The organism is Pseudomonas moorei (assembly GCF_008801475.1).
GTDB lineage: Bacteria > Pseudomonadota > Gammaproteobacteria > Pseudomonadales > Pseudomonadaceae > Aquipseudomonas > Aquipseudomonas moorei.
Window position 1 is genome coordinate 206,581 of the sequence record NZ_VZPP01000004.1, and the last position, 23,474, is coordinate 230,054.

At 59.1% G+C, this 23,474-nt stretch carries 21 protein-coding genes and 4 tRNA genes; 12 read left to right on the plus strand and 13 right to left on the minus strand.

The window, feature by feature from the left end; genetic code table 11:
• The first annotated feature begins 49 nt into the window (after positions 1-49).
• Together F7R06_RS08745 and F7R06_RS08750 are read left to right on the plus strand one after the other, a co-directional pair.
• The gene (locus F7R06_RS08745; protein ID WP_090324112.1) at positions 50-1,201 is read left to right on the plus strand and encodes a TDT family transporter; all 1,152 of its coding nucleotides are present in this window, start codon (positions 50-52) and stop codon (positions 1,199-1,201) included.
• Between the two features lie 94 nt (positions 1,202-1,295).
• Entirely contained in the window at positions 1,296-3,170 is a 1,875-nt protein-coding gene (locus tag F7R06_RS08750) for an MFS transporter (RefSeq protein WP_090324110.1), read from the plus strand.
• Positions 3,171-3,293: 123 nt separating this feature from the next.
• On the opposite strand, the gene sugE is transcribed toward F7R06_RS08750, so the two are convergent.
• From sugE to rdgC, 3 genes are all read right to left on the minus strand, one after another.
• Positions 3,294-3,608 carry a quaternary ammonium compound efflux SMR transporter SugE gene (gene sugE / locus F7R06_RS08755; protein ID WP_090324109.1) on the minus strand — a complete coding sequence of 105 codons (315 nt, stop codon included), beginning with the start codon at positions 3,606-3,608 and terminating at the stop codon, positions 3,294-3,296.
• 119 nt (positions 3,609-3,727) lie between these two features.
• Entirely contained in the window at positions 3,728-4,693 is a 966-nt protein-coding gene (locus tag F7R06_RS08760) for a bile acid:sodium symporter family protein (protein ID WP_090324107.1), read from the minus strand.
• Positions 4,694-4,829: 136 nt separating this feature from the next.
• Complete coding sequence (gene rdgC / locus F7R06_RS08765) at positions 4,830-5,750, minus strand: recombination-associated protein RdgC (RefSeq protein ID WP_008060875.1); 921 nt, start codon at positions 5,748-5,750, stop codon at positions 4,830-4,832.
• 160 nt (positions 5,751-5,910) lie between these two features.
• Between rdgC and F7R06_RS08770 the strand changes: the two genes are divergently transcribed.
• From F7R06_RS08770 to F7R06_RS08785, 4 genes are all read left to right on the plus strand, one after another.
• A tRNA-Val gene (locus tag F7R06_RS08770) sits at positions 5,911-5,986 on the plus strand.
• Positions 5,987-6,005: 19 nt separating this feature from the next.
• Positions 6,006-6,082: transfer RNA gene (locus F7R06_RS08775), tRNA-Asp, on the plus strand.
• 199 nt (positions 6,083-6,281) lie between these two features.
• A tRNA-Val gene (locus tag F7R06_RS08780) sits at positions 6,282-6,357 on the plus strand.
• 15 nt (positions 6,358-6,372) lie between these two features.
• Positions 6,373-6,449: transfer RNA gene (locus tag F7R06_RS08785), tRNA-Asp, on the plus strand.
• A 220-nt stretch (positions 6,450-6,669) separates the two neighbouring features.
• Here F7R06_RS08785 and F7R06_RS08790 read toward each other — a convergent pair.
• Positions 6,670-7,806 (minus strand): catalase family protein, encoded by a 1,137-nt coding sequence (locus F7R06_RS08790; RefSeq protein ID WP_090324105.1) that lies wholly within the window; start codon positions 7,804-7,806, stop codon positions 6,670-6,672.
• A 28-nt stretch (positions 7,807-7,834) separates the two neighbouring features.
• On the minus strand, positions 7,835-9,646 hold the full coding sequence (locus F7R06_RS08795; RefSeq protein ID WP_425415212.1) for a di-heme-cytochrome C peroxidase: 1,812 nt from the start codon (positions 9,644-9,646) through the stop codon (positions 7,835-7,837).
• Between the two features lie 259 nt (positions 9,647-9,905).
• On the opposite strand from F7R06_RS08795, the gene bamJ reads away from it, so the two are divergent.
• The 5 genes from bamJ (at position 9,906) to F7R06_RS08820 (ending at position 12,599) form a co-directional block, all read left to right on the plus strand.
• Complete coding sequence (gene bamJ / locus F7R06_RS08800; RefSeq protein WP_090324103.1) at positions 9,906-10,619, plus strand: BamJ family beta-barrel-assembly machinery protein; 714 nt, start codon at positions 9,906-9,908, stop codon at positions 10,617-10,619.
• A 292-nt stretch (positions 10,620-10,911) separates the two neighbouring features.
• On the plus strand, positions 10,912-11,367 hold the full coding sequence (locus F7R06_RS08805; protein WP_090324101.1) for a YkvA family protein: 456 nt from the start codon (positions 10,912-10,914) through the stop codon (positions 11,365-11,367).
• Positions 11,368-11,481: 114 nt separating this feature from the next.
• Entirely contained in the window at positions 11,482-11,823 is a 342-nt protein-coding gene (locus F7R06_RS08810) for a helix-turn-helix domain-containing protein (RefSeq protein ID WP_090324100.1), read from the plus strand.
• On the plus strand, positions 11,820-12,191 hold the full coding sequence (locus tag F7R06_RS08815; RefSeq protein ID WP_003223109.1) for a hypothetical protein: 372 nt from the start codon (positions 11,820-11,822) through the stop codon (positions 12,189-12,191). The genes F7R06_RS08810 and F7R06_RS08815 overlap by 4 nt, the downstream gene beginning before the upstream one ends.
• Entirely contained in the window at positions 12,192-12,599 is a 408-nt protein-coding gene (locus F7R06_RS08820; protein WP_090324098.1) for an SEL1-like repeat protein, read from the plus strand.
• 124 nt (positions 12,600-12,723) lie between these two features.
• On the opposite strand, the gene F7R06_RS08825 is transcribed toward F7R06_RS08820, so the two are convergent.
• Positions 12,724-14,514, minus strand: a complete 1,791-nt coding sequence (locus tag F7R06_RS08825; protein ID WP_090324096.1) for a bifunctional diguanylate cyclase/phosphodiesterase — start codon at positions 14,512-14,514, stop codon at positions 12,724-12,726.
• A 132-nt stretch (positions 14,515-14,646) separates the two neighbouring features.
• On the minus strand, positions 14,647-16,728 hold the full coding sequence (locus F7R06_RS08830; RefSeq protein WP_162842379.1) for a carboxy terminal-processing peptidase: 2,082 nt from the start codon (positions 16,726-16,728) through the stop codon (positions 14,647-14,649).
• Between the two features lie 138 nt (positions 16,729-16,866).
• On the opposite strand from F7R06_RS08830, the gene F7R06_RS08835 reads away from it, so the two are divergent.
• Complete coding sequence (locus F7R06_RS08835) at positions 16,867-17,829, plus strand: zinc-binding dehydrogenase (protein WP_090324093.1); 963 nt, start codon at positions 16,867-16,869, stop codon at positions 17,827-17,829.
• 100 nt (positions 17,830-17,929) lie between these two features.
• Here F7R06_RS08835 and F7R06_RS08840 read toward each other — a convergent pair whose 3' ends face one another.
• The 6 genes from F7R06_RS08840 to F7R06_RS08865 form a co-directional block, all read right to left on the minus strand.
• Positions 17,930-18,583, minus strand: a complete 654-nt coding sequence (locus F7R06_RS08840; RefSeq protein WP_090324092.1) for an HAD family hydrolase — start codon at positions 18,581-18,583, stop codon at positions 17,930-17,932.
• Positions 18,584-18,617: 34 nt separating this feature from the next.
• Positions 18,618-19,607, minus strand: a complete 990-nt coding sequence (locus F7R06_RS08845) for an ABC transporter ATP-binding protein (protein ID WP_090324090.1) — start codon at positions 19,605-19,607, stop codon at positions 18,618-18,620.
• Positions 19,604-20,404, minus strand: coding sequence for an ABC transporter permease (locus tag F7R06_RS08850; protein ID WP_090324088.1), 801 nt, complete (start codon positions 20,402-20,404; stop codon positions 19,604-19,606). Before F7R06_RS08850 ends, F7R06_RS08845 begins: the two co-directional genes overlap by 4 nt.
• On the minus strand, positions 20,391-21,227 hold the full coding sequence (locus F7R06_RS08855) for an ABC transporter permease (protein WP_162493946.1): 837 nt from the start codon (positions 21,225-21,227) through the stop codon (positions 20,391-20,393). The genes F7R06_RS08850 and F7R06_RS08855 overlap by 14 nt, the downstream gene beginning before the upstream one ends.
• A 5-nt stretch (positions 21,228-21,232) precedes the next feature.
• Positions 21,233-22,039, minus strand: coding sequence for an alkaline phosphatase family protein (locus F7R06_RS08860; protein ID WP_090324084.1), 807 nt, complete (start codon positions 22,037-22,039; stop codon positions 21,233-21,235).
• Positions 22,040-22,215: 176 nt separating this feature from the next.
• Positions 22,216-23,280: an ABC transporter substrate-binding protein gene (locus tag F7R06_RS08865; RefSeq protein WP_090324082.1), complete on the minus strand. Its 1,065-nt coding sequence runs from the start codon at positions 23,278-23,280 to the stop codon at positions 22,216-22,218.
• Between the last annotated feature and the right edge of the window lie 194 nt (positions 23,281-23,474).

The window sequence follows — 23,474 nt, forward strand, 5'->3', positions numbered from 1 at the left end:
ATCCGGATCTATGATGGATTCCACCTCACTTGAGGACAGGAGTTCAGACATGACATGCCCCAACACGATCAAGCCCGGTATCAAGCCGTTCAGCCACCTTCAGCACCCCCGCGAAGTCATTCGCCAGTTCACTCCAAACTGGTTTGCCGCCACCATGGGCACCGGAGTGCTGGCGTTGGCGCTGGCACAATTGCCCGTCGTCACTCCCGGTTTGCGCGCTATCGCCGAAGCGCTCTGGCTGTTTAACATCTTTCTGTTCGTGTTGTTCACCGCCCTGTACGCGGCGCGGTGGGTGCTGTTTTTCAATGAGGCCCGGCGGATTTTTGGTCACTCCACGGTTTCGATGTTTTTCGGCACGATCCCCATGGGCCTGGCGACCATCATCAACGGTTTTCTGGTGTTTGGCCTGCCGCGCTTTGGCGAAGGCGTGATCCACGTGGCCGAAGTGTTGTGGTGGCTGGATGTGGCGATGTCGCTGGCGTGCGGCGTACTGATTCCCTACATGATGTTCACTCGCCAGGAACACAGCATCGACCAGATGACCGCGGTTTGGCTGTTGCCGGTGGTGGCGGCGGAAGTGGCGGCCGCCAGTGGTGGCCTGCTGGCGCCACACCTGGTCGATGCTCACTCGCAATTGGTGGTGCTGGTGACCAGCTACGTGCTTTGGGCTTTTTCCCTGCCCGTGGCGTTCAGCATTCTGACGATTCTGTTGCTGCGCATGGCGCTGCATAAACTGCCTCACGAAAACATGGCCGCTTCGAGTTGGCTGGCGCTCGGGCCGATTGGTACGGGGGCACTGGGCATGTTGCTGTTGGGTGCCGATGCGCCGGCCATCTTCGCCGCCAATGGGCTGCCGGGTATCGGTGAAATCGCTGCCGGGCTGGGGCTGGTCGCCGGGATCACGCTGTGGGGCTTTGGCCTGTGGTGGATGCTGATGGCCGTGCTGATCACTCTGCGTTATCTGCGCGGCGGCATTCCCTTCAATCTCGGCTGGTGGGGCTTCACCTTTCCGTTGGGCGTCTATTCCCTGGCAACGCTGAAACTGGCCAGCACCTTGCACCTGACGTTTTTCAGTGTCTTCGGTTGTGTGCTGGTGAGTTTGCTGGCCGTGATGTGGCTGATCGTCGCCAAACGCACCGTGCAGGGTGCCTGGCGCGGTGAACTTTTTGTCTCGCCGTGCATTGCCGGATTGAAGAAATAACCGGCAAAGATTAGGTAATGTGTGGCCTGGATCGCCGTGCGACATTCCAATAAATGTATCCACGCCACTCACACCTGAATCAGGGACACGGAAGATGAGTCACCCCTCACAGTTCACCTTGCTGCGCACCCGACGTTTCCTGCCTTTTTTCGTGACACAGTCCCTCGGGGCATTCAACGACAACGTCTTCAAGCAGTCGTTGATCCTCGCCATCCTGTACAAGTTGACCATCGACGGTGATCGTTCGATCTGGGTCAACCTGTGCGCGCTGTTGTTCATCCTGCCGTTCTTTCTATTTTCGGCCCTGGCCGGGCAGTTCGGCGAGAAGTTCGCCAAGGACGCGCTGATCCGCCTGATCAAACTCGGCGAAATCGTCATCATGGCGATCGGCGCGGTGGGTTTCCTGTTCGATCATTTGTCGCTGATGCTGGTAGCACTATTTGCCATGGGTACGCATTCGGCGCTGTTCGGACCAGTGAAATACTCGATCCTGCCCCAGGCGCTGCATGAAGATGAACTGGTGGGTGGCAACGGTCTGGTGGAAATGGGCACTTTCCTGGCGATCCTGGCCGGGACCATCGGTGCCGGAATCATGATGTCGTCCAGTCACTATGCGCCCATCGTTTCCACGGCCATCGTCGGGATTGCCGTGCTGGGCTACCTGGCCAGCCGCGGCATTCCACGGGCCGCCGCGGCGTCGCCGCAGATGCGCCTGAACTGGAACATTTTCAGTCAGTCCTGGGCCACCTTGAAACTCGGCCTGGGGCAAACCCCGGCGGTGTCGCGCTCGATTGTCGGCAACTCGTGGTTCTGGTTTGTCGGGGCGATCTATCTGACGCAAATCCCGGCCTATGCCAAGGAATGGATGCACGGCGACGAGACCGTGGTGACCTTGATTCTGACGGTGTTCTCGGTGGGTATCGCACTGGGCTCGATGCTGTGTGAGAAATTGTCCGGACGCAAAGTCGAAATCGGCCTGGTGCCATTCGGTTCTTTCGGGTTGACCGTATTCGGCTTGTTGCTGTGGTGGCATTCTGGCGGGATTCCGGACAGCGTCGAAGGCCATGGCTGGGTCGAGATTCTCGGCTTTGGCCACACCTGGCTGGTCTTGATCGACATCCTCGGCCTGGGTGTTTTCGGCGGTTTCTACATCGTCCCGCTGTACGCACTGATCCAGTCGCGCACCGCCGAAAACGAGCGGGCGCGGGTCATTGCCGCCAACAACATTCTCAATGCGCTGTTCATGGTGGTGTCGGCGATTGTCTCGATCATCCTGCTGAGCATGGTCAAACTGTCGATCCCGCAACTGTTCCTGGTGGTGTCGCTGCTGAACATCGGCGTCAATGCCTACATTTTCAAAATCGTCCCCGAATTCACCATGCGTTTCATGATCTGGCTGCTCAGCCATTCCATGTACCGTGTGGAGCATCGCAATCTGGATTTGATCCCTGACGAAGGCGCGGCGCTGCTGGTATGCAACCACGTGTCGTTCGTCGATGCGCTGCTGATTGGCGGTGCGGTGCGTCGGCCGATTCGCTTCGTGATGTATTACAAAATCTACAACCTGCCGGTGTTGAACTTTATCTTTCGCACGGCCGGGACGATTCCGATAGCGGGGCGCCAGGAAGACATCCAGATCTACGAAAAGGCCTTCACGCGCATTGCGCAGTATCTGAAGGATGGTGAGCTGGTATGCATCTTCCCCGAGGGTAAATTGACCGCCGATGGCGAGATCAACGAGTTCAAGGGGGGACTGAAACGGATTCTCGAAGAGACGCCGGTGCCAGTGATTCCATTGGCGCTGCAAGGGTTGTGGGGAAGTTTCTTCAGTCGCGATCCGAATAAAGGGTTGTTTCGTCGATTGTGGTCGCGGGTGACGTTGGTGGCCGGGCCGGCGGTGGCGGTCGAGGTGGCTGAGCCAGCCAGATTGCAGGCGTTGGTCGGGGAGTTGCGCGGGGCCGTTAGATAAAAGTTGTTCGTGCGTGCCTCATCGCGGGCAAGCCCGCTCCCACAAGGATTGGTGATGTGCCTGCTATGTTTGGCACAAAACAAACCCTGTGGGAGCAGGCTTTCCCGCGATGGTGTTAGAGACTTATGCGCTGACCTTGAGCCCAACCAGTCCGGTGATGATCAACGCCACACTGGCCAGCCTCACCAGCGCCATGGACTCGCCAAACAGAATGATCCCGGCGATCACCGTGCCGACGGCACCGACACCGGTCCAGATCGCATAGGCCGTGCCCAGCGGCAGTTCCTTCATGGCAAGGCCCAACAGGCCAAGACTGACGCCCATGGCTGCAACGGTCAGTGCGGTGGGGAGAGGGCGACTGAAGCCGTCGGTGTATTTCAGGCCGACAGCCCAGCCGACTTCGAACAGGCCGGCGAAAAACAGAATGATCCAGGACATCGAAGACCTCCATCGATTGACGGGGTCGTCCCCAGATTAATGACTCGATTGAGCCGCGAGGTCGTCCTCGCGATGCGCAATATAGTGCCCAGCATTAACCCGGGGATCAAGTTTGCGGATTAATCGGTGACTTGCCGAGCCGCCATTTCCCGATCTTGCTTCTCGCTCATGCGACGGAAATACGTCGAGAGCAACGCCCCGGAAATATTGTGCCAGACGCTGAACAGCGCACTGGGCACCGCCGCCAGGGGCGAGAAATGCGCGCTGGCCAGGGCTGCGCCCAATCCCGAGTTCTGCATGCCGACCTCCAGCGCCAGGGATTTGCGCTGAGCCAAGGGCAGTTTGAACAAACGCCCGGTGAAGTAGCCCAGCAGGTAGCCGAAGCTGTTGTGCAACATGACCACGGCCATGATCAACAGGCCGGACTCGGCAATCTTCGCCTGGCTGGCGGCCACCACCGCCGTGACAATGATCACGATGCTGACCACCGACACCAGTGGCAGCACCTCGACCGCGTGACGAACCCGATTGCCGAGCAGGCGCTGGGCTACGACGCCGAGCACGATCGGCAGTAGCACCACTTGGAGGATCGACCAGAACAGCTCCATGAACGACACCGGCAACCAGGCCGAGGCCAGTAACCAGATCAGGGCCGGAGTCAGCAGCGGGGCGAGGAGGGTGGTGACGGCGGCAATGGCCACCGACAGCGCCAGATCGCCGCGTGCCAGCCAGGTCATCACGTTCGACGAGGTGCCGCTTGGGCAGCAGCCGACGAGGATCACGCCGACGGCGATTTCGGGCGGCAGGTGAAACGCCTGGCAGAGCAACCACGCCACACCGGGCATGATCACGAAATGTGCAACCACGCCCAGGGCCACGCGCCATGGATGGCGAGCCACTTCGGCGAAGTCTTCGAGCTTGAGGGTCAGGCCCATGCCGAACATCACCAGCCCCAGCAGCGGCACGATGGCGCCCTTGAGGCCGATGAACCACGTCGGTTGGAGAAACGCCACGACGGCGAAAATCAGTACCCAGTAAGCGAAGGTGTTGCCGACAAAACGACTTAAAGCAGCCAGTGCGCGCATGGCCTGATCCTTTTTATTAAGTAGCAGCACAAGACCCCTGTAGGAGCGAGCCTGCTCGCGATGGAGTGTCAGACAAAAAGGGAGGCTGACACTCCATCGCATGCAAGCTTGCTCCTGCATTAGAGATCACAAGGCTTCAGATCCCCTGCGGAGTCTCTTCTCCGCCCAATGCCTCGACCAGCGCCGGCAGGAAGTCGCCAAAGGTGAGCATCATCAGGGTAAAGCTGGCATCCAGTTGGCCGAGGGCTTCGTCGCCACCGTCCTGTTCCGCCTGGTCTTGCAGCAGATCCTCGAACTTCAGGCGCTTGACCACCATCTTGTCGTCGAGGACGAAGGACAGTTTGTCCTGCCAGGCCAGCGACAACTGAGTGACTACTTTGCCGGTGCTCAAGTGCAGCTGGATTTCTTCGCTGGTCAGGTCCTGACGCTTGCAACGCACGATGCCGCCGTCTTCGTGGGTGTCGCGCAGTTCGCACTCGTCCAGCACAAAGAAATCGTCCGCGGCTTTCTGGGTGGTGACCCACTCGGTCATGGTCGCGGTCGGAGACATTTTTACCGTCAGCGGGCGCACCGGCAGGGTACCGATCACTTCACGCAGGGTGGACAGCAGGTCCTCGGCGCGTTTCGGGCTGGCCGAGTTCACCAGGATCAGGCCTTGCTTCGGCGCGATGGCGGCGAAGGTCGACGAGCGACGGATGAAGGCGCGCGGCAGGAACGCCTGGATGATTTCATCCTTGATCTGATCGCGCTCCTTCTTATAGACCTTGCGCATTTGCTCGGCTTCGATCTCTTCGACCTTTTCCTTGACTGCGTCACGCACGACGCTGCCAGGCAGAATGCGTTCTTCCTTGCGGGCGCTGATCAGCAGGAAGTCACCACTGACGTGCACCAGCGGTGCATCTTCGCCCTTGCCGAACGGCGCGACGAAACCGTAGGTGGTCAACTCCTGGCTTGCACATGGACGCGCCAGTTTGGTGGCCAGTGCAGTTTCCAACGCCTCGGCATCAACAGGCAGATCTTGGGTCAGGCGATAGATAAGCAGGTTCTTGAACCACATGGGGTGAGTCTCTCCTTTATACAAAGGGGGGCATTATTGACTTCGCGGTGCCATAGGCCAACCCTTCTCTAAGCCTTTGGAAGGCATGAAAAAATTAATTAAAAAAGTGCTTGCCAGAGGTGGGGTCGCTCCGTAGAATGCGCGCCACACCGAACGTGAAGGGTGATTAGCTCAGCTGGGAGAGCGTCTGCCTTACAAGCAGAATGTCGGCGGTTCGATCCCGTCATCACCCACCATTCGCATTCAGTGTTACGCGCAGCGGTAGTTCAGTCGGTTAGAATACCGGCCTGTCACGCCGGGGGTCGCGGGTTCGAGTCCCGTCCGCTGCGCCATATTCGGTAACCTGGAACACTGAACGCCAGGTCGCCACGGAAAAGCCCGCTGAAGCGGGCTTTTTTCTGCCCCAAGTTTGTATGTTGTTCCTGCGGATTGCATCGTTTCACCGGTTTTAGATTTTTTTGAAAAAAAACTTCAATTAAATCAACACTTTATAAAAACCTGTGGCATAATGTGTCCCGCAACGAAGGTAAAGGGTGATTAGCTCAGCTGGGAGAGCGTCTGCCTTACAAGCAGAATGTCGGCGGTTCGATCCCGTCATCACCCACCACTTTCAACGCTACGCGCAGCGGTAGTTCAGTCGGTTAGAATACCGGCCTGTCACGCCGGGGGTCGCGGGTTCGAGTCCCGTCCGCTGCGCCATATTCGGTAACCTGGAACACTGAACGCCAGGTCACCACAGAAAGCCCGCTCAATGCGGGCTTTTTGCTGTCTGGAATTTGGCTATTCCTGCAGCGAGTCGGTCCTTCCATGGTAAGAGCGAACGTGCTCCGGGCGCCGTTCCGACGATGGTCGTCAAGGATAGCGCTGCAAATCCGCCCCTCCGTGGTGTTCTCGGTTTTTTTCGCGAGCTGGCTCGCTCCTACTGTTCGGCGTTGCGGGCGTGTCGGTAATCGCTGACGGCTTCGTAAACGGCTTTGCGCAACCGGTTGATGCCGCCGATAGGGCGATGAGCCTCGAGTCCAAACCACGGGTTGAACGACTGGTTATCGCATTGCAGGTTCAGCGCAGGCGTATCGAAGTCCTGGGCGGGCACCTTGATTCGTGCCACGGTCTGGAAGGGCGCATCGTTCTCGCTCCACTCAATGCTGGTGTCTTCGATCGGCATGTACTTGTTGGCGTCCTGGCGCTGGATCTGCAAGACGAAACACGCAGGTACCCGATCAGTCGACAGCTGCTGATTCAGCGCATTGCGCAGGAAGTTCGGCAATTTCCGGTTTTGCGCAGGCAAGCTGTAGGGCGGGCAGCTTTGCGGGTCGGGCATCACACGAAACTTGGCGTTGGCTTCACCGAATTTGTAGGGCGAAACTGAAAAGTAGGTGGTCTGGGTCGGACTGGGCGGCGCGGGCGACAAGGTCGCCAATGCAATGAACAGGTGACGAACCTGCCAGGTGCGCGGATCCCAGCCCGGAAAAAAGGCCATGATTTTTTTGCCATCTGCCTGCGCGGCAACGTTCTGACGATACTCGGCGACATTACTGACGAAAAAGTTCGGGTGGCTGAACATCACGAAGTCTTGTTCGCTTCGCTGCGTCTGATCGCTCAGCAGTTGTTTGCCCGGTACGTCGAGTAGCTTGATCGCCATGCCCCGGGCATCGTGGATGCTGTCGAACTGTGGATAGGCATTGCCGTTGGACAGGCGCATCGTCGCTTGCCAGGTTTTGCCAGGCTCGTTGAACACGCCCTGACGCAAGTCGTTCGCCAGGTCTGGCAGCACCTGGACTTCAGCCTGTACGCAACCGTGGGCCTTGGCATGGGCGTCGCGCAGATAGCGGGTGCTTTCACGGTGTTGGTCGACGATGCGCACGGCCGTCTGAATGATGTCCTGAGTCATCGCTGCTTCAACGTCCGGAATCTGCTCTTGCGCCGATACCGGACCGCCGTGTTGCCAGGCGAACCACGCCGAGGCCAAGGCCCAGGCAAGCAACCCAAGACCCAATAGCCAGAGCAGAGTCTTGCCGAGAAAAGCGGCCAGGCGCAGCCAGAGGGTCATGAGCATGGGGAATTCCTTTTGTAATGGGCGAGGGTCATGGCAATTGCGACTCCAGCGGGCCGCCCAACACCTTCAGATACTCCAGCAGCGCCCAGCGCTCCTGTGGTTGCAGCAGACGTCCGATCACGCCGTTGCCCAGTTTGCCGGCACGGAACTCGTGACCGCTGTTGTGGTTGCCGGTGATGCGCGTGTCGAACAGAAAGGCATTGGTAAAGGCTTCGGTGCGATAGCCCAGGTGCTTCGGGTCGTACTCGAACGTGCCTTTGTAGAAGGTGGTTGAGCGTTCATCCTGAGGCGAGAGCAATTGATAAAGGCTTGGCACCGAGCCGTTGTGCAGGAACGGCGGTGTCGCCCACACGCCCGCCAACGGACGGGCCTTGTAGGCGCGTAACTCGCGGACACCGATCGGCAAGCCGAACCCGTCCATTTCAGGCCGTTCGGCGAGTGTGATGCCCGCCTCGCGATAGGCCCGGTTTGCCACAAACGCCGTGACATAGGCCAGCCCTTTGGCCACGGACATCTGGCTCAGATCAAGGGGGTGCGTGGGTTTGGGTTCGACATCCAGTTGACCGAGCTCCGCCGGATTCCATTGCAGTGCCGTCAAGTCGTAGCGGTGATCGGCGATGTTGTTGGCCGCGCCGGGGTCGGTGCCGATGTATACCACGGGGAGCATTTTCAGGTGTTGCACGTTTCGTCCTTCGCCTTGGGTCGTCCGCGGTACGTGACAGCCTGCGCAATTTTCGCTGAACAGTGCGCGACCCTTTGCTGCCAAGGGTTTGTCGATGGGCCCCAGCAGTTCTTCGGGCCAGGCAGGCGGAGCGAGCCGTTGCAGGGTTGCTTCGATCAGATGGAGATCGCGCACCCGGACGCTGGAGGGGTAACGATCGTCGCCCTTGAAGGGCTGACCATCGCGGTCGAAGAAATTCAGTGTGGCGCCGACACCCAGGGCTTCACCGATATTGCGCGCCATCGGCTGCTGCGCCGAGCCGTTCCACTGCACCCAGTCGAAGGTCCACATGTCCCACAACTGCGGGTAGTCCACCGGGGCATTGGCCACGCGATAATTGTCGGGAGAAATGGCATCGCCGAAGCTGGCGTTGGCGATACGACCGAAGGCATCGGTACGCCCGGGCCCTTCCTCAGTCGGGTAGAGCCCGCGATGGGTATCGTTCCAGGCCACTTTCAGAAAGGTATCGAGCGAAGCCTTGAATTCGTTGCGCAGTTGCTGGCGCCGGGAGTCGTAATCCCCGGCCAGTACCTGGCGTGCGAAACGTTCGAATTTCCAGGGGTTGTAATAAGTCGCGGCCAGGCTCGCTACCAAGGCTTGTCCGAAACTGCCACCTCGCAGTGTAGGAACGCTGGAGGGCAACACATGCTGTGCCGAACCGCCATCGATGCGCACGGCTTGACCGTTGAAACGCAGTTCTCCGGTATGGCAGGCGGCACAGGTAATATCCAGAAACGTATCCGCACTCCCGGGATTTTGGTGCCGGGCAAAGCCCACCGGAAGATTTCCAGGGTTGTTCGGGGTGGGTTTCTGGCTGGGGTCGATCAGAAAGCCGAAGCGTGCGAGGTACTCAGGGGAGGCGAATCGTTGTTGCGAAAAGGGCAATTCAAGGGCCGTGAACCAGTCGTAGTGCAGGCCCTTGACCTGCGTACCTTGAGGCGTGAAGTAGTATGTCTGGCGGTCGGCATCGTCCCATTGGTCGAGATAATGCACCTGTTGTGCGGGTGACCAGAGCGGTAGCTTAGGGTTGGCAACGTAGTACAGAACCACGGCCAGAGCCACTCCCAGCAGGATTGCGATCGCCATGAGCGAGCGGAATAAGAGGCGCAAGATGAACATCCCTGTCGATTAATATTTTGTTATGCCTTAGCCTCAGATCAGCGGCAAGTGGCCATTACGCCAGACATTGTGGGATACGGGATCTGTCTCGATATGAGTCGGATGACAGATGTTTCATCATCTACACTGCGAAAAGCGTTTAAACAGCTGAACTTATCCGAAATTTCCGGCTCTCATGCCGGTAGCCATTGGTCGTGGCCGCCTGATAAGCTCGCGGCTTTACTCGATTGCCCTTTAGGCGCATGAACAAGGAAATAGCATGAAACAGCATCGGTTGGCGGCGGCGGTGGCCCTGGTTAGCCTGGTACTTGCGGGTTGCGACTCGCAGACCAGCGTAGAGCTGAAAACCCCGGCGCAAAAAGCTTCCTACGGAATTGGCCTGAACATGGGCAAAAGTCTGGCTCAGGAAGGCATGGATGACCTGGACTCCAAAGCCGTAGCCCAGGGCATCGAAGATGCCGTCGGCAAGAAAGAACAGAAACTGAAAGATGAAGAGCTGGTTGAAGCCTTCGCCGCGCTGCAAAAGCGTGCCGAAGAGCGTATGGCCAAGATGAGCGAAGAGTCGGCAGCCGCTGGCAAGAAATTCCTCGAAGAAAACGCCAAGAAAGCTGGCGTAGTGACCACCGCTTCGGGCTTGCAGTACGAAGTGATCAAGAAAGCCGATGGCGCTCAGCCAAAGCCGACTGATGTAGTGACCGTCCACTACACCGGCAAGCTGACCAATGGCACCGTTTTCGACAGCTCCGTCGAGCGTGGCAGCCCGATCGATCTGCCGGTTAGCGGTGTGATTCCGGGTTGGGTCGAAGGCCTGCAACTGATGCACGTAGGCGAGAAGTACAAGTTGTACATTCCTAGCGAACTGGCTTACGGCGCGCAAAGCCCAAGCCCGGCGATCCCGGCCAACTCGGTGCTGGTGTTCGACCTGGAGCTGCTGGCGATCAAGGATCCGGCAAAAGAAGACGCTGCCAAGTAATCAGCGTCTGCTCTTAGAACAACGCCTCGCTTTTGCGGGGCGTTGTTGCATCTGGTGTCTGGTGCGGGTAAACAAAGCGAACAGATGCGGCAGGCTGGAGTCATAGCCATTGTAGGTGTGGTGCTAACCGCGCCAGAGCGCCAAGTCAATGAAATCTTGGGTTTTTTTAGATGGGCAAAAAACGCCCGATCTGAGTTCGGCCCTTGTGCAGCGGGGCTTTCAGCCTTGAAAAGTCGCTCTGTTCACAAGGTTATCCACAATTTGTGTGGATAACATTTACATGGGAGGAATGATGAAAACGCCCTGGAATTTTGCTCGTTTCCTGCCTCTGGCTGGACGACTGCTCGCTCGTGGACGTTTGCCTACCCTGTTGTTCGCAGTGGCCAGCAAAGGTGCCAGCCAAGGCAATCGCCTGGGCAAGTTCAAGGATGATCTGCGCCTGTTGCAGGCACTTTGCCTGGCCTACTGGCGCGGTGAGTATCGGGCCATCAGCCCCAAAGCGCTGGTCTCGGTCGTAGCGGGCCTGATGTATTTCCTCAGTCCGGTGGATGCGATTCCGGATTTCATTCCGGTATTCGGCATGCTGGACGACATTGCGGTCCTGGCCTGGTTGATGAAAGTCTTCGATGACGAACTCAACGCGTTTCGCGTCTGGCGCCAACGCCAGATGCCAGAGAAGCTCGCAGTGGTCGAGCGCCTGCCCGATACCCTTGAGCAACTCCAGCTTCAGGGACCGAAAAAAACCTGATCGGTTCCCATCTTGCCCGCAGATAGATGCCCCCCGCGACCTTAGCCGCTGTTAGGATTACACTTCTAGGGAAAAGTGCCGATTCGCTAAGTGTTTTTGTCCTACGGGGTAGTCATGGATATTCAGATAATTACACGCGAAGGCGAGCCCGAATATGCGGTTCTGCCATGGGCTCAGTATCAGGCTCTACTGAAAGCAGCAGGCATCAACGAAGCACCGTCGCGTCCGGCCGCAGCGCCGCTTGCGACACCCCAGGACCCGATTCTTCCAGGTCTTGATCAACTACGCAGTTTGCGCGAAGGGAAGGGCATCGCCATCGAGGCGCTGGCCCGCACGGTAGGCATCAGCCCGTCTTATCTGGCCATGATCGAAAGTGGTGAACGTCTGCCCGACGCTGCCATTCGCCGAAGCCTGGCCTGGGAATTGACGGTGCCAGGGTGGAGGGATGAATCGTGAGCGTACGCATCAGTCGTCAACATTGGGACGGGTTGCTGGGCGAGCTGGATCAGGCTCGCCGTCAGCGTCATCTACTGACTTATCGGGCACTGCTGGAGCGTTTACAGCTTCCCACGCCCGCCATGCAAACCTTGACTGCCGCGCTTGAGCATTTGGCGGCGCTGGACGCCAAAGCTGAACAGCCGCTGCGCAGTTCGCTGGTGATCAGCCAGGGCGCCAGCCGTCTGCCACGCACCGGCTTCTTTGAATGTGTCGAGCGCCTCGGGCGATTCTCCGGGCCATCCGATGGCGTCGCCGCCGCATCCTGGCACGCCTCGGAAGTGGTGCGCGTATTTGAGTACGAGTACCCCGAGTCGGCGGAGGCCTGAGTGTTTTTTCGACTCAAGGCGCAGGTCAGTTACTGGCTGGCACGCAGGCTTTTTCACTGGCAATGGTTCGTGCGACAGCCGCGTGGCTGGAGCTGGCTTGAAGGCCAGTTCGCCCGTATGGCTAACTTGGGCGATGTCGACGCTCAGAGCTTCTATGGCCACATCCTGACCTTTCGCGGTGTCGGTCTGGGCGCTCGCGAAGAGGGCCTTCGCCTGCTGCGCCTGGCGGCATTGGCCGGCGATGGCAAAGCGGCCTATCAGGTCGGGGTGATCAGCCTCGCCGGGACGCCGGGCAAGGCGCCGGATCCGACTGAAGCGGCACGCTTCTGGAGCATTGCAGCGAAGGCCGGGCATCCGTTGGCCGAGCTCAAGCTAAAAGAGCTGGCGGCTCGAGATGATGGGCTATAGCCCAGAATTGTGTTGTTCCGGCGGGTGCCATCGCGAGCAGGCTCGCTCCCACAATGGATCTGTTGAAGACGCACAATTCGTGTGACTCAGCATTCCCCTTTGGGACGCGATGGCGTCAGACCATTCATCGATGCCCGGCCAGCAGCACATCCTCTTTCTCCGGCGCCTCCAGACTATCGATCACATGCACGCTGTATCCCTGCACATTCTTCGCATGGTGTTTGGCCTGGGACGCCATTTCGGCCAATTGACTGGCGTCGAGTTGATCACAGGCCTGTGGATGCAAATGCACCACGCCGATGGACAGGGACAGCAACGGAAACTCCTGGCGCACGCCCTGGCGATTGGGCGCGATGAAACAGCCGGCTTCGAGGTGTTCGCTGCGGTAGAAGCGTCGGCACTGGCTCTGGAAGTCATCCAGTAACTGGTTCAAACGTTTGCGCCAGTCTTCCGGGCCGAGCACCAGCAGGAAATCATCGCCGCCGATATGGCCGACGAAGTCGCGGGATGGGTCGACGCGGTCGTTCAGACATTGTGCCAGGCAGAGCAGGACTTCATCGCCACGGCCGTAGCCATAGATGTCGTTGAAGGGTTTGAAGCTGTCGATGTCGACGTAGCAGATCACCGATTCCCGTTGCTGTTGCAGCAGCCGTGTCAGGCATTGCTGGATCGGCACGTTGCCTGGCAGCAGGGTCAGGGGATTGGCGTAGCGCGCTTGCTGGATCTTCAGTTCGGTAATCAGCTTGAGCACATCGATGACCCGACCCAGGCCCAGATAGCTGCCGTTGAGGGTGATGATGAAGTCTTCTTCGATACGTTGGCGGGCGCGGCTGGTGATCAGGCGGCTGACCTGTTGCAGCGACTGACTCATTTCGACGGCCAGGAAGTCATCGTTCATCAAGCGGCTGATGGGTTTGCGGGCGAACAGGTCGGTGGCAAACGGCTTGAGCAGGGCATCGGAAAGCGAGTGCCTGTGGACGATGCCACACGGCTGGCCGTGCTCATCCAGCACCGCCAGCGAATTCAGATTGGCCTGGCGGCGGAAGGCTTCCAGTACCGTGGCAGTCGGCGTGTCACGCGCTACCGCCGGTTGCTCGTTGAGCAGAGCGCTGAGGTCGCTGCCTTCATCATTGAGCACTACAACGGCATTGTCCTGACGCGGCATCAGGGAGCGGGCATCCCGGGGCGGATGTTCTTGCGGTCGGCAGAGCAAATAGCCCTGGATCAGATCGACCCCCATTTCCGTCAGCACCGCGAGTTCTTCCGGCAATTCGATGCCTTCGGCGATCACCTGTGCCCGCGAGGCCTTGGCGATCTGCAGGATCGAGCCGACGAATTCGCGCTTGAGGGCATCCTGGTGTATGCCATCGATAAAGTGCCGGTCGATCTTCACATAGTCCGGTCGCAACTCGGACCACAGACGCAAACTTGAATAGCCTGCCCCCAAGTCATCCAGGGCAATGGAAAACCCCATCGCCCGATAGTGATGCAGGGCGGTTTGCAACAACTGGAAGTCGTCGGTTGGTGTCTGCTCGGTGAGTTCGATCACCACCTGGCTCGGCGGGATGCCGAAATCCTCCAGCAGTTGCAGGGTTCGGCCGGGTTGGTGTGCGGCTTCGAGCAGGGATTCCGGGGACACGTTGAGGAACAGCTTGCCGGGCAGTTGCTGTTCATTGAAGCGTCGACAGGCGCTTTCACGGCAAGCGATTTCGAGTTCGCTCAAGCGCCCGGCCTGGCGGGCGACGGCAAACAATGCAATAGGGGAGTGCAGCGGGCTGTTGGAGGGGCCGCGACTGAGTGCTTCGTAGCCGAGAATCCGTCGTTCAGAAAGACAAATGATCGGTTGGAACAGGCTGTGCAAACCGCCTTGAGTCAGGATTGAACTCAACGCACTCAGCTGTTCTGTCGTGGTCATGGCGATCTCTGGCGATAAAAAAAGGACCGGGCGTGCTCTTGGTAAGGGAGCACGCCCAGTCCTCTATTTCACGACAGAATGATGACTGTTTGATGACGCTCCGGGGAGCGTCAGCATTAAATTGCCATCATCTTAGTGCTTGGCTACCGCGGTATTGAGCTTGAGGTAGTCCAGCAGAATGCGCCCGGTTTCGCTCAGGTAGGCGTCGTCTTCTGGCTTGGTCTTGTCCGGCTCGGCCGCGATGGCGTCTTCGTCTTCTTTCTTCAGCTCTTTGAGTGGCTCTTCGCCCTTGGCCTTGCGACGAATGTTCTCCATGGCCAGTTGCTTGGCTTCGATATCGGCGTGTTGCGCACGACGGTCGGCTTCATTGAGGCTGACGGTTTTTTCTGCCATCAGTTTCTGCGCCAGGGCCAGCTTGTCGCGAATGAACACGAACTCCGCGTCCTTGGCCGTACGCACGTCATGCTCGGATTTGAGCTGGCTGATGTACGGTTTGAACGGGTCGACCGCAGGCTTGATGGCCGCCTTGATGGTGTCCCACGGCATGGCTTCCGGCAGGGCGCTCTCGCCGATTTCCTTGGTGTCGATGATCGACGGGTAATCGATGTCCGGCAGTACGCCCTGATGCTGGGTGCTCTGGCCGGAAACCCGGTAGAACTTGGCCAGGGTCAGCTTCAGTTCGCCATGGTTCAGCGGCTGGATGGTCTGCACGGTGCCTTTACCGAAGGTCTGGCCGCCGATGATCAACGCGCGGTGGTAGTCCTGCATGGCACCGGCAAAAATCTCCGAGGCCGAGGCGGACAGGCGGTTGACCAGCAACGCCATCGGGCCCTTGTAGAACGCACCCGGATTTTCATCTTCCAGTACATCGACACGTCCGTCGGCGTTGCGCACCAGCACGGTCGGACCTTTGTCGATGAACAGGCTGGTCAGCTCAGTGGCTTCCTGAAGGGAGCCGCCGCCGTTGTTGCGCAGGTCGATGACCACGCCGTCGACCTTGTCTTTCTGCAACTCGGTCAGCAGTTTCTTGACGTCGCGGGTGGTGCTCTTGTAATCCGGATCGCCGGCACGGAATGCCTTGAAGTCCAGGTAGAACGCCGGGATCTCGATGACACCGAGCTTGTAGTCCTTGCCATCCTGTTTCAGGTTGAGGACCGATTTTTTCACCGCCTGATCTTCAAGCTTCACCGCTTCGCGAGTGATCGGCACGATCTTGCTGGTCTGGTCGTTCGGCGCATTGCTGGCTGGAATCACTTCCAGGCGCACCACGGTGCCTTTCGGGCCGCGGATCAGCTTGACCACTTCGTCCAGGCGCCAGCCGACCACGTCGACCATTTCTTTGTTGCCCTGGGCAACGCCGATGATCTTGTCGGCCGGTGCAACCTGCTTGGTCTTGTCCGCCGGACCTGCCGGCACCAGGCGCACGACTTTCACTTGATCGTTATCGCTCTGCAACACGGCGCCGATGCCCTCCAGCGACAGGCTCATGTTGATGTCGAAGTTTTCCGCGTTATCCGGCGACAGATAGTTGGTGTGCGGGTCGTAGGACATGGCAAAGGTGTTGATGTACGCCTGGAAGATGTCTTCCGCGCGGGTCTGGTCCAGGCGCGCCAATTGGTTCTTGTAGCGCTTGGTCAGGGTTTCCTGGATCTGTTTGGAGTCCTTGCCGGCGATCTTCTGCCGCAACACTTCGTCCTTGACGCGCTTGCGCCACAGGTCGTCGAGTTCAGCGGTGGATTTGAGCCAAGGGGCGTCCTTGCGATCGACCAGCAAGGTTTCCTTGGTGCTGAAGTCCATCTTGTCGACGCCCTTGTCCAACTCTGCAAGGGCGAAGTCCAGACGCGACTTGACGCGGTCCAGATAGCGCTTGTAGATGGTGAACCCGGCGTTGAGGTCGCCGCTTTTGAGGAAGTCGTCGAACTGGGTCTTCCACTTGTCGAATTCGGCGATGTCGCTGGCCATGAAGTAGCTGCGCGACGGATCCAGCAGCTTGAGGTAGCTGTCGTAGATGATCACCGAGCGCGCGTCATCGAGCGGCGGCTTGCTGTAATGATGACGCTTGAGCAACTCCACGACGTTCAGACTGGCGATGACTTCGTCACGGTCAGGTTGAAGGTTGTCCCAGCTGTTGGCTGCGAAAGAACTGCTCGACATCGGCAACAGGCCGATACCGATGAATAGGGCGAGGGCGGTGCTGGGGAACAAACGCTTCATGTTGATTCGACGCGGGGACAATTGATAACGCATATTAGGCCGTCTTTGAAGTCGCCGGTTCCACAAGGGCCGGTCGCATGATGCAAAAAGCCCGGCGCTACAGCTTCGGGCTCAGTCCAGACTCACTATGGAGGCACTGTGAAAGCATTGCAAGGCGTTGACGGTCAAGTGGAGTGGGTTGAAGAGCCAAGTCCGGCATGTGATGTCGGCCAAGTTCGGATCCGAGTGGCGGCAGCAGGTCTCAATCGTGCCGATTTGTTGCAGAAAGCAGGTTTGTATCCGCCGCCGCCGGGGGCCAGCCAGGTGCTTGGTCTAGAGTGTTCGGGGGTGATCAGCGAGGTCGGGCCGGGCTCGTCCTGGCAATTGGGGGATCGGGTCTGCGCCTTGCTGGCCGGGGGCGGGATGGCCGAAGAGGTGGTTGTCGACGGACGGCATGTGTTGCCGGTTCCCGACGGAATGTCATTGGTCGAAGCCGCCGCGTTGCCGGAAGTGTATGCGACCGTTTGGTTGAACTTGTTTCAACTCGCAGCGCTCAAGCCTGGTGAAAAAGTTCTGCTGCACGCCGGCGCCAGTGGAATTGGTTCAGCTGCCATTCAGTTGTGCAAGGCGTTTGGTAACCCGTGCTGGGTCAGCGTGGGGTCTGCCGAGCGTCTGGCGTATTGCGAAGCGCTCGGAGCCCAGGGTGGCGTGGTGCGCACAACCGATCTGGAGAGCTTGAGCGACCTGGGACCGTTCAATGTCATCCTCGACCCGGTGGGCGGTAATTATTCGGCGTTGAACCTCAAGCTGCTGGAGCAGGACGGACGCTGGGTGCTGATTGGCCTGATGGGTGGCCGCGAGGCGAAGCTGGACCTGGCTCAGGTACTGGCCAAGCGCGTGCAGTTGCTGGGGTCGACCCTGCGCAGCCGCGACGAGCAGTTCAAGGCCGATCTGTTCAGCGATCTGAGCCAGCAGGTATGGCCGTTGTTTGCCGAAGGGCGTTTGAGCCCGCAGTTGGCCAGGACCTTTGCGATCAAGGACGCCGAAGCGGCGTTCGCGGAGCTGGCGAGCAACAAGGTGGCGGGGAAGGTGGTGTTGGTGATCGACGAAAGCTTGAGCTGAATCCTGTGGGAGCGTGGCTTGCCCGCGATGAACGATGACGCGGTTTGACAGCTAAACCGCGTCGCCTGAATCGCGAGCAAGCTCCCACAGGGGATCGTTGTTATTTCCAGAGGTGGATCGGCCAGCCCGCTTTCTCGGCGTGCTCAAGGAGCACGGGATCCGGATTGACCACATGCGGGAAATCCACCTTCAACAGCAACGGCAAATCGTTGCGTGAGTCTGAATAGAAACTCGCCCCTTCCAGGTTTTCCTCTTCCGCATCCAGCCACTCCAGCAGCCGGGTGATCTTGCCTTCGCGGTAGGTCAGAGTGCCCACGGTTTGGCCGGTATAGACCCCGTGAGCCACTTCCAGCTCGATGCCGAGAATCTCGTCGATGCCCAGGCGTTCGGCAATCGGTCGCACCAGGTGCGTGCCCGAGGCGGAGATCACCAGAATGCGATCGCCGAGCTTGCGGTGCTCGGCAATAGCGCGGGTGGCGCCGCTGAAGATGATCGGTTCGATGATCTCCTCCACCCATGGACTGACCAAGTGCTCGATCTCTTCCGGCGTGCGCCCGATCAACGGTTCGAGACTGAAGGCCATGTAGTCTTCCATGGCCAGGTGGCCCCGGCCGTAGGCGTCCATCAATTCCCTGTCGCGGCGCAGGAAGGATTCGCCGTCGACCCAGTTGAGACGGGCCATTTGCTCGCTCCACAGCGAGGCACAATCGCCGTGGATCAGGGTTTCGTCCAGATCAAAAATTGCCAGGGCCATCAGTGCAGTTCTCTCTTCAACATCAACAAGGGCATCAGGCTACCTCACACAGCGCCGTCGGATCGATGGAAAGCGCGAGGCGCTGACCATCGGGGTGCAGATCGGACGTCGAGCGGTTGAGCACATCCACCACCAACTCCACGCCGCGGGCTTCGATGCGATAACGGATCACGTTGCCCAACAGGCTGTGGCTGCGCACCTGCGCGTCCAGCTCGCCGTCGAGACTCAGTTCGATGGCCTCCGGGCGAATGGCGATGCGATGGCTGATCGGCCGCTGCAGCAGCTTCGAGGCGGCGTCGGCGTCCAGCAGATTGTAGTTGCCGATGAAACCGGCGGCGAACACATCCACTGGCGCCGTGTACAGGGTTTCGGCGTCACCGCTTTGTACGATTTTTCCCTGATTCATCAGGAAAATGCGGTCAGACATGGTCAGCGCTTCTTCCTGATCGTGGGTGACGAAGATCGTGGTCAGGCCCAGTTCGCGCTGGATCTGACGGATCTGTTCGCGCAAGTGTTTACGAATTCGCGCGTCAAGCGCCGACAGCGGTTCATCCAGCAGCAACAGGCGTGGTCGCGTGACGAGCGAGCGGGCGAGAGCCACGCGCTGGCATTGGCCGCCAGACAGTTGATGCGGATAGCGCGAGGCAAAGTCGTTCAACTCGACCAGTTTCAGCACTTCGGCAACACGCTTGTGGCTGTCGTCGGCGTTGACCTTTTGCATGCGCAGACCGAAGGCGACGTTCTGCTCCACGGTCATGTTGGGGAACAGTGCGTAGCTCTGGAACACCATGCCGATTCCGCGTTTCTGCGGGCTCAATGGGACGATATCAACACCATCGAGCAGGATCTTGCCACCATCTACCGAGGTCAGGCCGGCGATGCAGCGCAGTAGCGTCGACTTGCCGCAACCGGACGGGCCGAGCAGGGTGACGAACTCGCCTTTCTGGATTTCGCAGTTGATGTCGCTGAACACCGTGGTGCCCGCGTAATTCTTTTGAAGATGTTGGACGCTGACATAGCTCATTCGCTTTTGTCCTTGTTCAAGATATTGGCCGCCCAGGTCAGAACCAGCACAAAGAAGAAGTAGGAAATCACCAGCGCACTGGTGAAGTGGCCGCTGCTGTTTCGCATGTTGTTGAGGTAGACCTGCAGGGTTTCGTAACGGGTGCCGACGAGGATGTTGGCGAACACGAACTCACCGAACAGGAACGAGAACGACAGCAGCAACGCCACCATCAAGCCCTTGCGCAGGTTCGGCAGCACCACCAGGAACGCTGCTTGAAAGGTGCTGGCACCGAGCAGTTGCGCGGCGTCCATCAGGTCGCGCAGGTTGATCGCTTGCAGGTTGTTGGTGATCGCCCGATACATGAATGGCAACGCGACGGTGAAGTAGCAACCGATCAGAATCCAGGGCGTGCCGACCATCGCAAACGGTCCGGAACCGTAGAGCTGCAGCAGGCCCACCGAGGACACCACGGGCGGCACGGCGAACGGCAGCAGGATCAGGATGTTCATCAGCGCGTCGAGTTTCGGGAAGTGGTAATGCACCACGAACAGCAGCGGCAGAATCAGCACCACCGAGAGAATCAGCGCGCCGATGCAGACCAGCAGCGATTGGCCGAAGGCACTGAGAAACCGTGGATCGCTCCACAGCTGCGCATACCATTTGATACTGAAACCGCTGGGCAGAATCGTGGCCGACCAACTGCTGGAAATCGAATAGATAAACGTACCGAGCAACGGCAACAACAGGATCGCAAACAGCAGGTACACCACTACCCGATGGTAAATGCCCACGGGGCCCAATTCAGCGCGAGACATGGTAGCTCCTCTTCAACAGCAGCTGATGCACGATGGTCACCAGGGTCATCAAGGCCACCAGCACCACGGCCAGGGCACTGGCCAGGTTCGGATCGAGGGAGATATCCCCCGAGACCATCGCCGCGATACGGATCGGCAGCACGTTGAAGTTGCCGGTGGTCAGGGCGTACACCGTGGCGTAGGCGCCGAGGGCGTTGGCCAGCAGGATCACGAAGGTGCCGAGCAGTGCCGGTGTCAGTACCGGTAGACCGATGTGGCGCCAGAATTGCCAGCCGTTCGCCCCGAGCAGTTCCGCGGACTCGCGCCAGTCTTCGCGCAGGGCATCGAAGGCGGGGTAGAGCAGCAGCACGCCAAGGGGAATCTGGAAGTAGGTGTAGAGAATGATCAGCCCGGTTTTCGAGTACAGGTTGAAATCCTGAATGATCCCCGCCTGCTTGAGCATGATGGTGAAGCTGCCGTTGAAGCCCAGCAGGATGATGAACGCAAAGGCCAGGGGCACGCCGGCAAAGTTGCTGGTCATGTTGGCGAACGCGTTGACGAAGTTGCGCAGTTTCGAGTCGACCCGCCGCAGCGAATACGCGCCGAGCACGGCGATGATGATCCCGAATACGCTGGACCAGAAACTGATCTCGAGGCTGTACTGGATCGCCTGCAGGTAGAACTTCGAGTTGAAGATTTTGCTGAAGTTGGCCAGGCCCCAGCCGAACTCTTCCGATTCCAGGCTGTTGATCATCACCCATGCCAGCGGGGCGATTTCGAACACGATAAAGAACAGTGCGAAAGGCACCAGGCACAAGGCTGCCAGCCATTTGCCGCGAGTCATGGCATTCACTTGAGCAGCTCCCGGCACACGGGTTTGTCATGGGGCACGCCCAGCAGCTCGCAGACCGTGCCGCAAATATCCGTCTGTTTCGGTGCCGCGTCGGCATTGAAACTGAAGGCATCGCCGAGCACGAACAGCGGTACTTCGCGTTCTTCTGGCAACAGGCCGTTATGGGAACGGTCGTTGTTCATGCCGTGATCCGCCGTCACCAGTACCTGGTAACCGGCGTCGAGCCAGCCTTGCAGGTAGTCGGCGATGATGATGTCGGCCGAACGGGCGCTGTTGCGGTACTGCGGGGTGTCGAGACCGTGCTTGTGCCCGGCATCGTCGATGTTCATGGGGTGGATCAACAGAAAATTCGGCGCATGGCGCAAGCGCAGGTTTTCCGCGTCGGCGAACAGGTGCGAGTCGGGGTAGTGATCGTTCCAGTAGAAGTGGCCGTACTGGATCGGCAGATCCGGGTCGTCGGTATGGCGATCCCGGGCAGGCACGAACGGTGAACGGTTGTACAGCTCGCTGACCCAGTGATAGGCCGCCGCGGCGGTCTTCAGGCCGGCATCCCTGGCATAGTGGTAGATGCTGCGCTGGCTGGACAGGCGCGAGACGTTGTTGTGCACGATGCCGCTGTCGATCGGCGCGACACCGGTCAGGATGCATTCGTAGAGCGGTCGGGACAGGGCCGGTAGCTCGCACTCCAATTTGTAGAGCGCTGCGCGTCCTGCGCCGACATAAGCCTGCAGGTGCCCCATGGCGTGCCGGGCAACCTCGTAGCTGAGGCCGTCGAGCACGACAAGGATGACGTTGTGCTTCATAGGGGCAATGACTCCGTGAAACGGGAATTCGGAACTCACTCGGTCCACTGTGGGAGCGAGCCTGATCGCGAAGGCGCCCTGCCAGTCAACAAGTGTGTTGAATGCAAGTGCGCTATCGCGAGCAGGCTCGCTCCTACAGGGATTTCCATTGGCCCGTCAACTGGCGGGCTACAGCATCACTTCATTTCGACAATGACTTCTTCGTTCCACTTCTGCGGCAGTGCCTTGGAAGTCTTCTCCCACGCATCCGCGTCCTTGATCGGCGTGACGTTTTTGTACTGCTCGTTAGGCAGCAGCTTGGCCTTCACGTCATCCGGCAGTTTCACGTGTTCGGCGCGGATCGGACGGGCGTTGCCGCGCGCCAGGTTGGTTTGGCCGGCATCGCTGAAGATGTACTCGCGGGTCAGCTTGGCGGCGTTCGGGTTCTTGGCGTATTTGTTGATGATGGTGGTGTAGCCGGAAATCACCGAGCCATCGGACGGGATCAGCACCACGTAGTCATCCGGATTGGCCATCTTGGCTTTGTAGCTCAGGCCGTTGAAATCCCAGACCACGCCGACTTCGATCTCGCCTTTTTCCATGGTGGCGATGGTCGGGTTAGCCATCGACAGGCGGCCCTGTTTGGCGATATCGGCAAACATCAGCAGGGCAGGTTGCAGGTTTTTCTCGTCACCACCATTGGCCAGTGCGGCGGCCAGAACGCCGTTGGCGGCCTGGGCGGCGGTGCTCACGTCACCGATGGAAACCTTGTATTTGCCGTCCTTGAGGTCGGACCACTTGGTTGGCACATCGGAGCCGTGCAGCAGCTTCTTGTTGACGATAAAGGCGATGGAACCGGTGTAGGCCAGTGCCCAGTTGCCGTCCTTGTCCTTGGCCCAGTCAGGCACTTGGTCCCAGGTCGAAGGTTTGTACGGTTGCACCACGCCTTGCTTGACCGCGATCGGGCCGAAGGCGGCACCGACGTCGCCGATGTCGGCGCTGGCGTTGTCTTTTTCAGCGGCGAACTTGGCGATTTCCTGCGCCGAGCTCATGTCGGTGTCGATGTGTTTCAGGCCGTAGGTCTTGGCCAGGTCGTCCCAGGTGCCTTTCCAGTTGGCCCAGTCATCGGGCATACCGACACTGTTGACTGCGCCTTCCGCTTTCGCAGCGGCTTCCAGGGTTTTCAAATCATCAGCCGCCATGGCGGCGGTGCACATGGCAATGGTCGAGCCTAACAGTGATGCCAGGAAAAGCTGTTTCATTCCGAAGCTCCTATGGGCGTTTTCAACGCTGCGATTGCGGTTGTGTTGGTCTAGGTCAGCAATACCTGAGCCAATTTAAGGGGGCTCGATGACACTTTGATGTCGTTCGTCGCCCGACAAGACTTTTATGTGGCCGATATTGGAGGGTGCCCGGTAAGCGTAGACCATGGGCAAAGGCCCGCTGGACAGGGGAC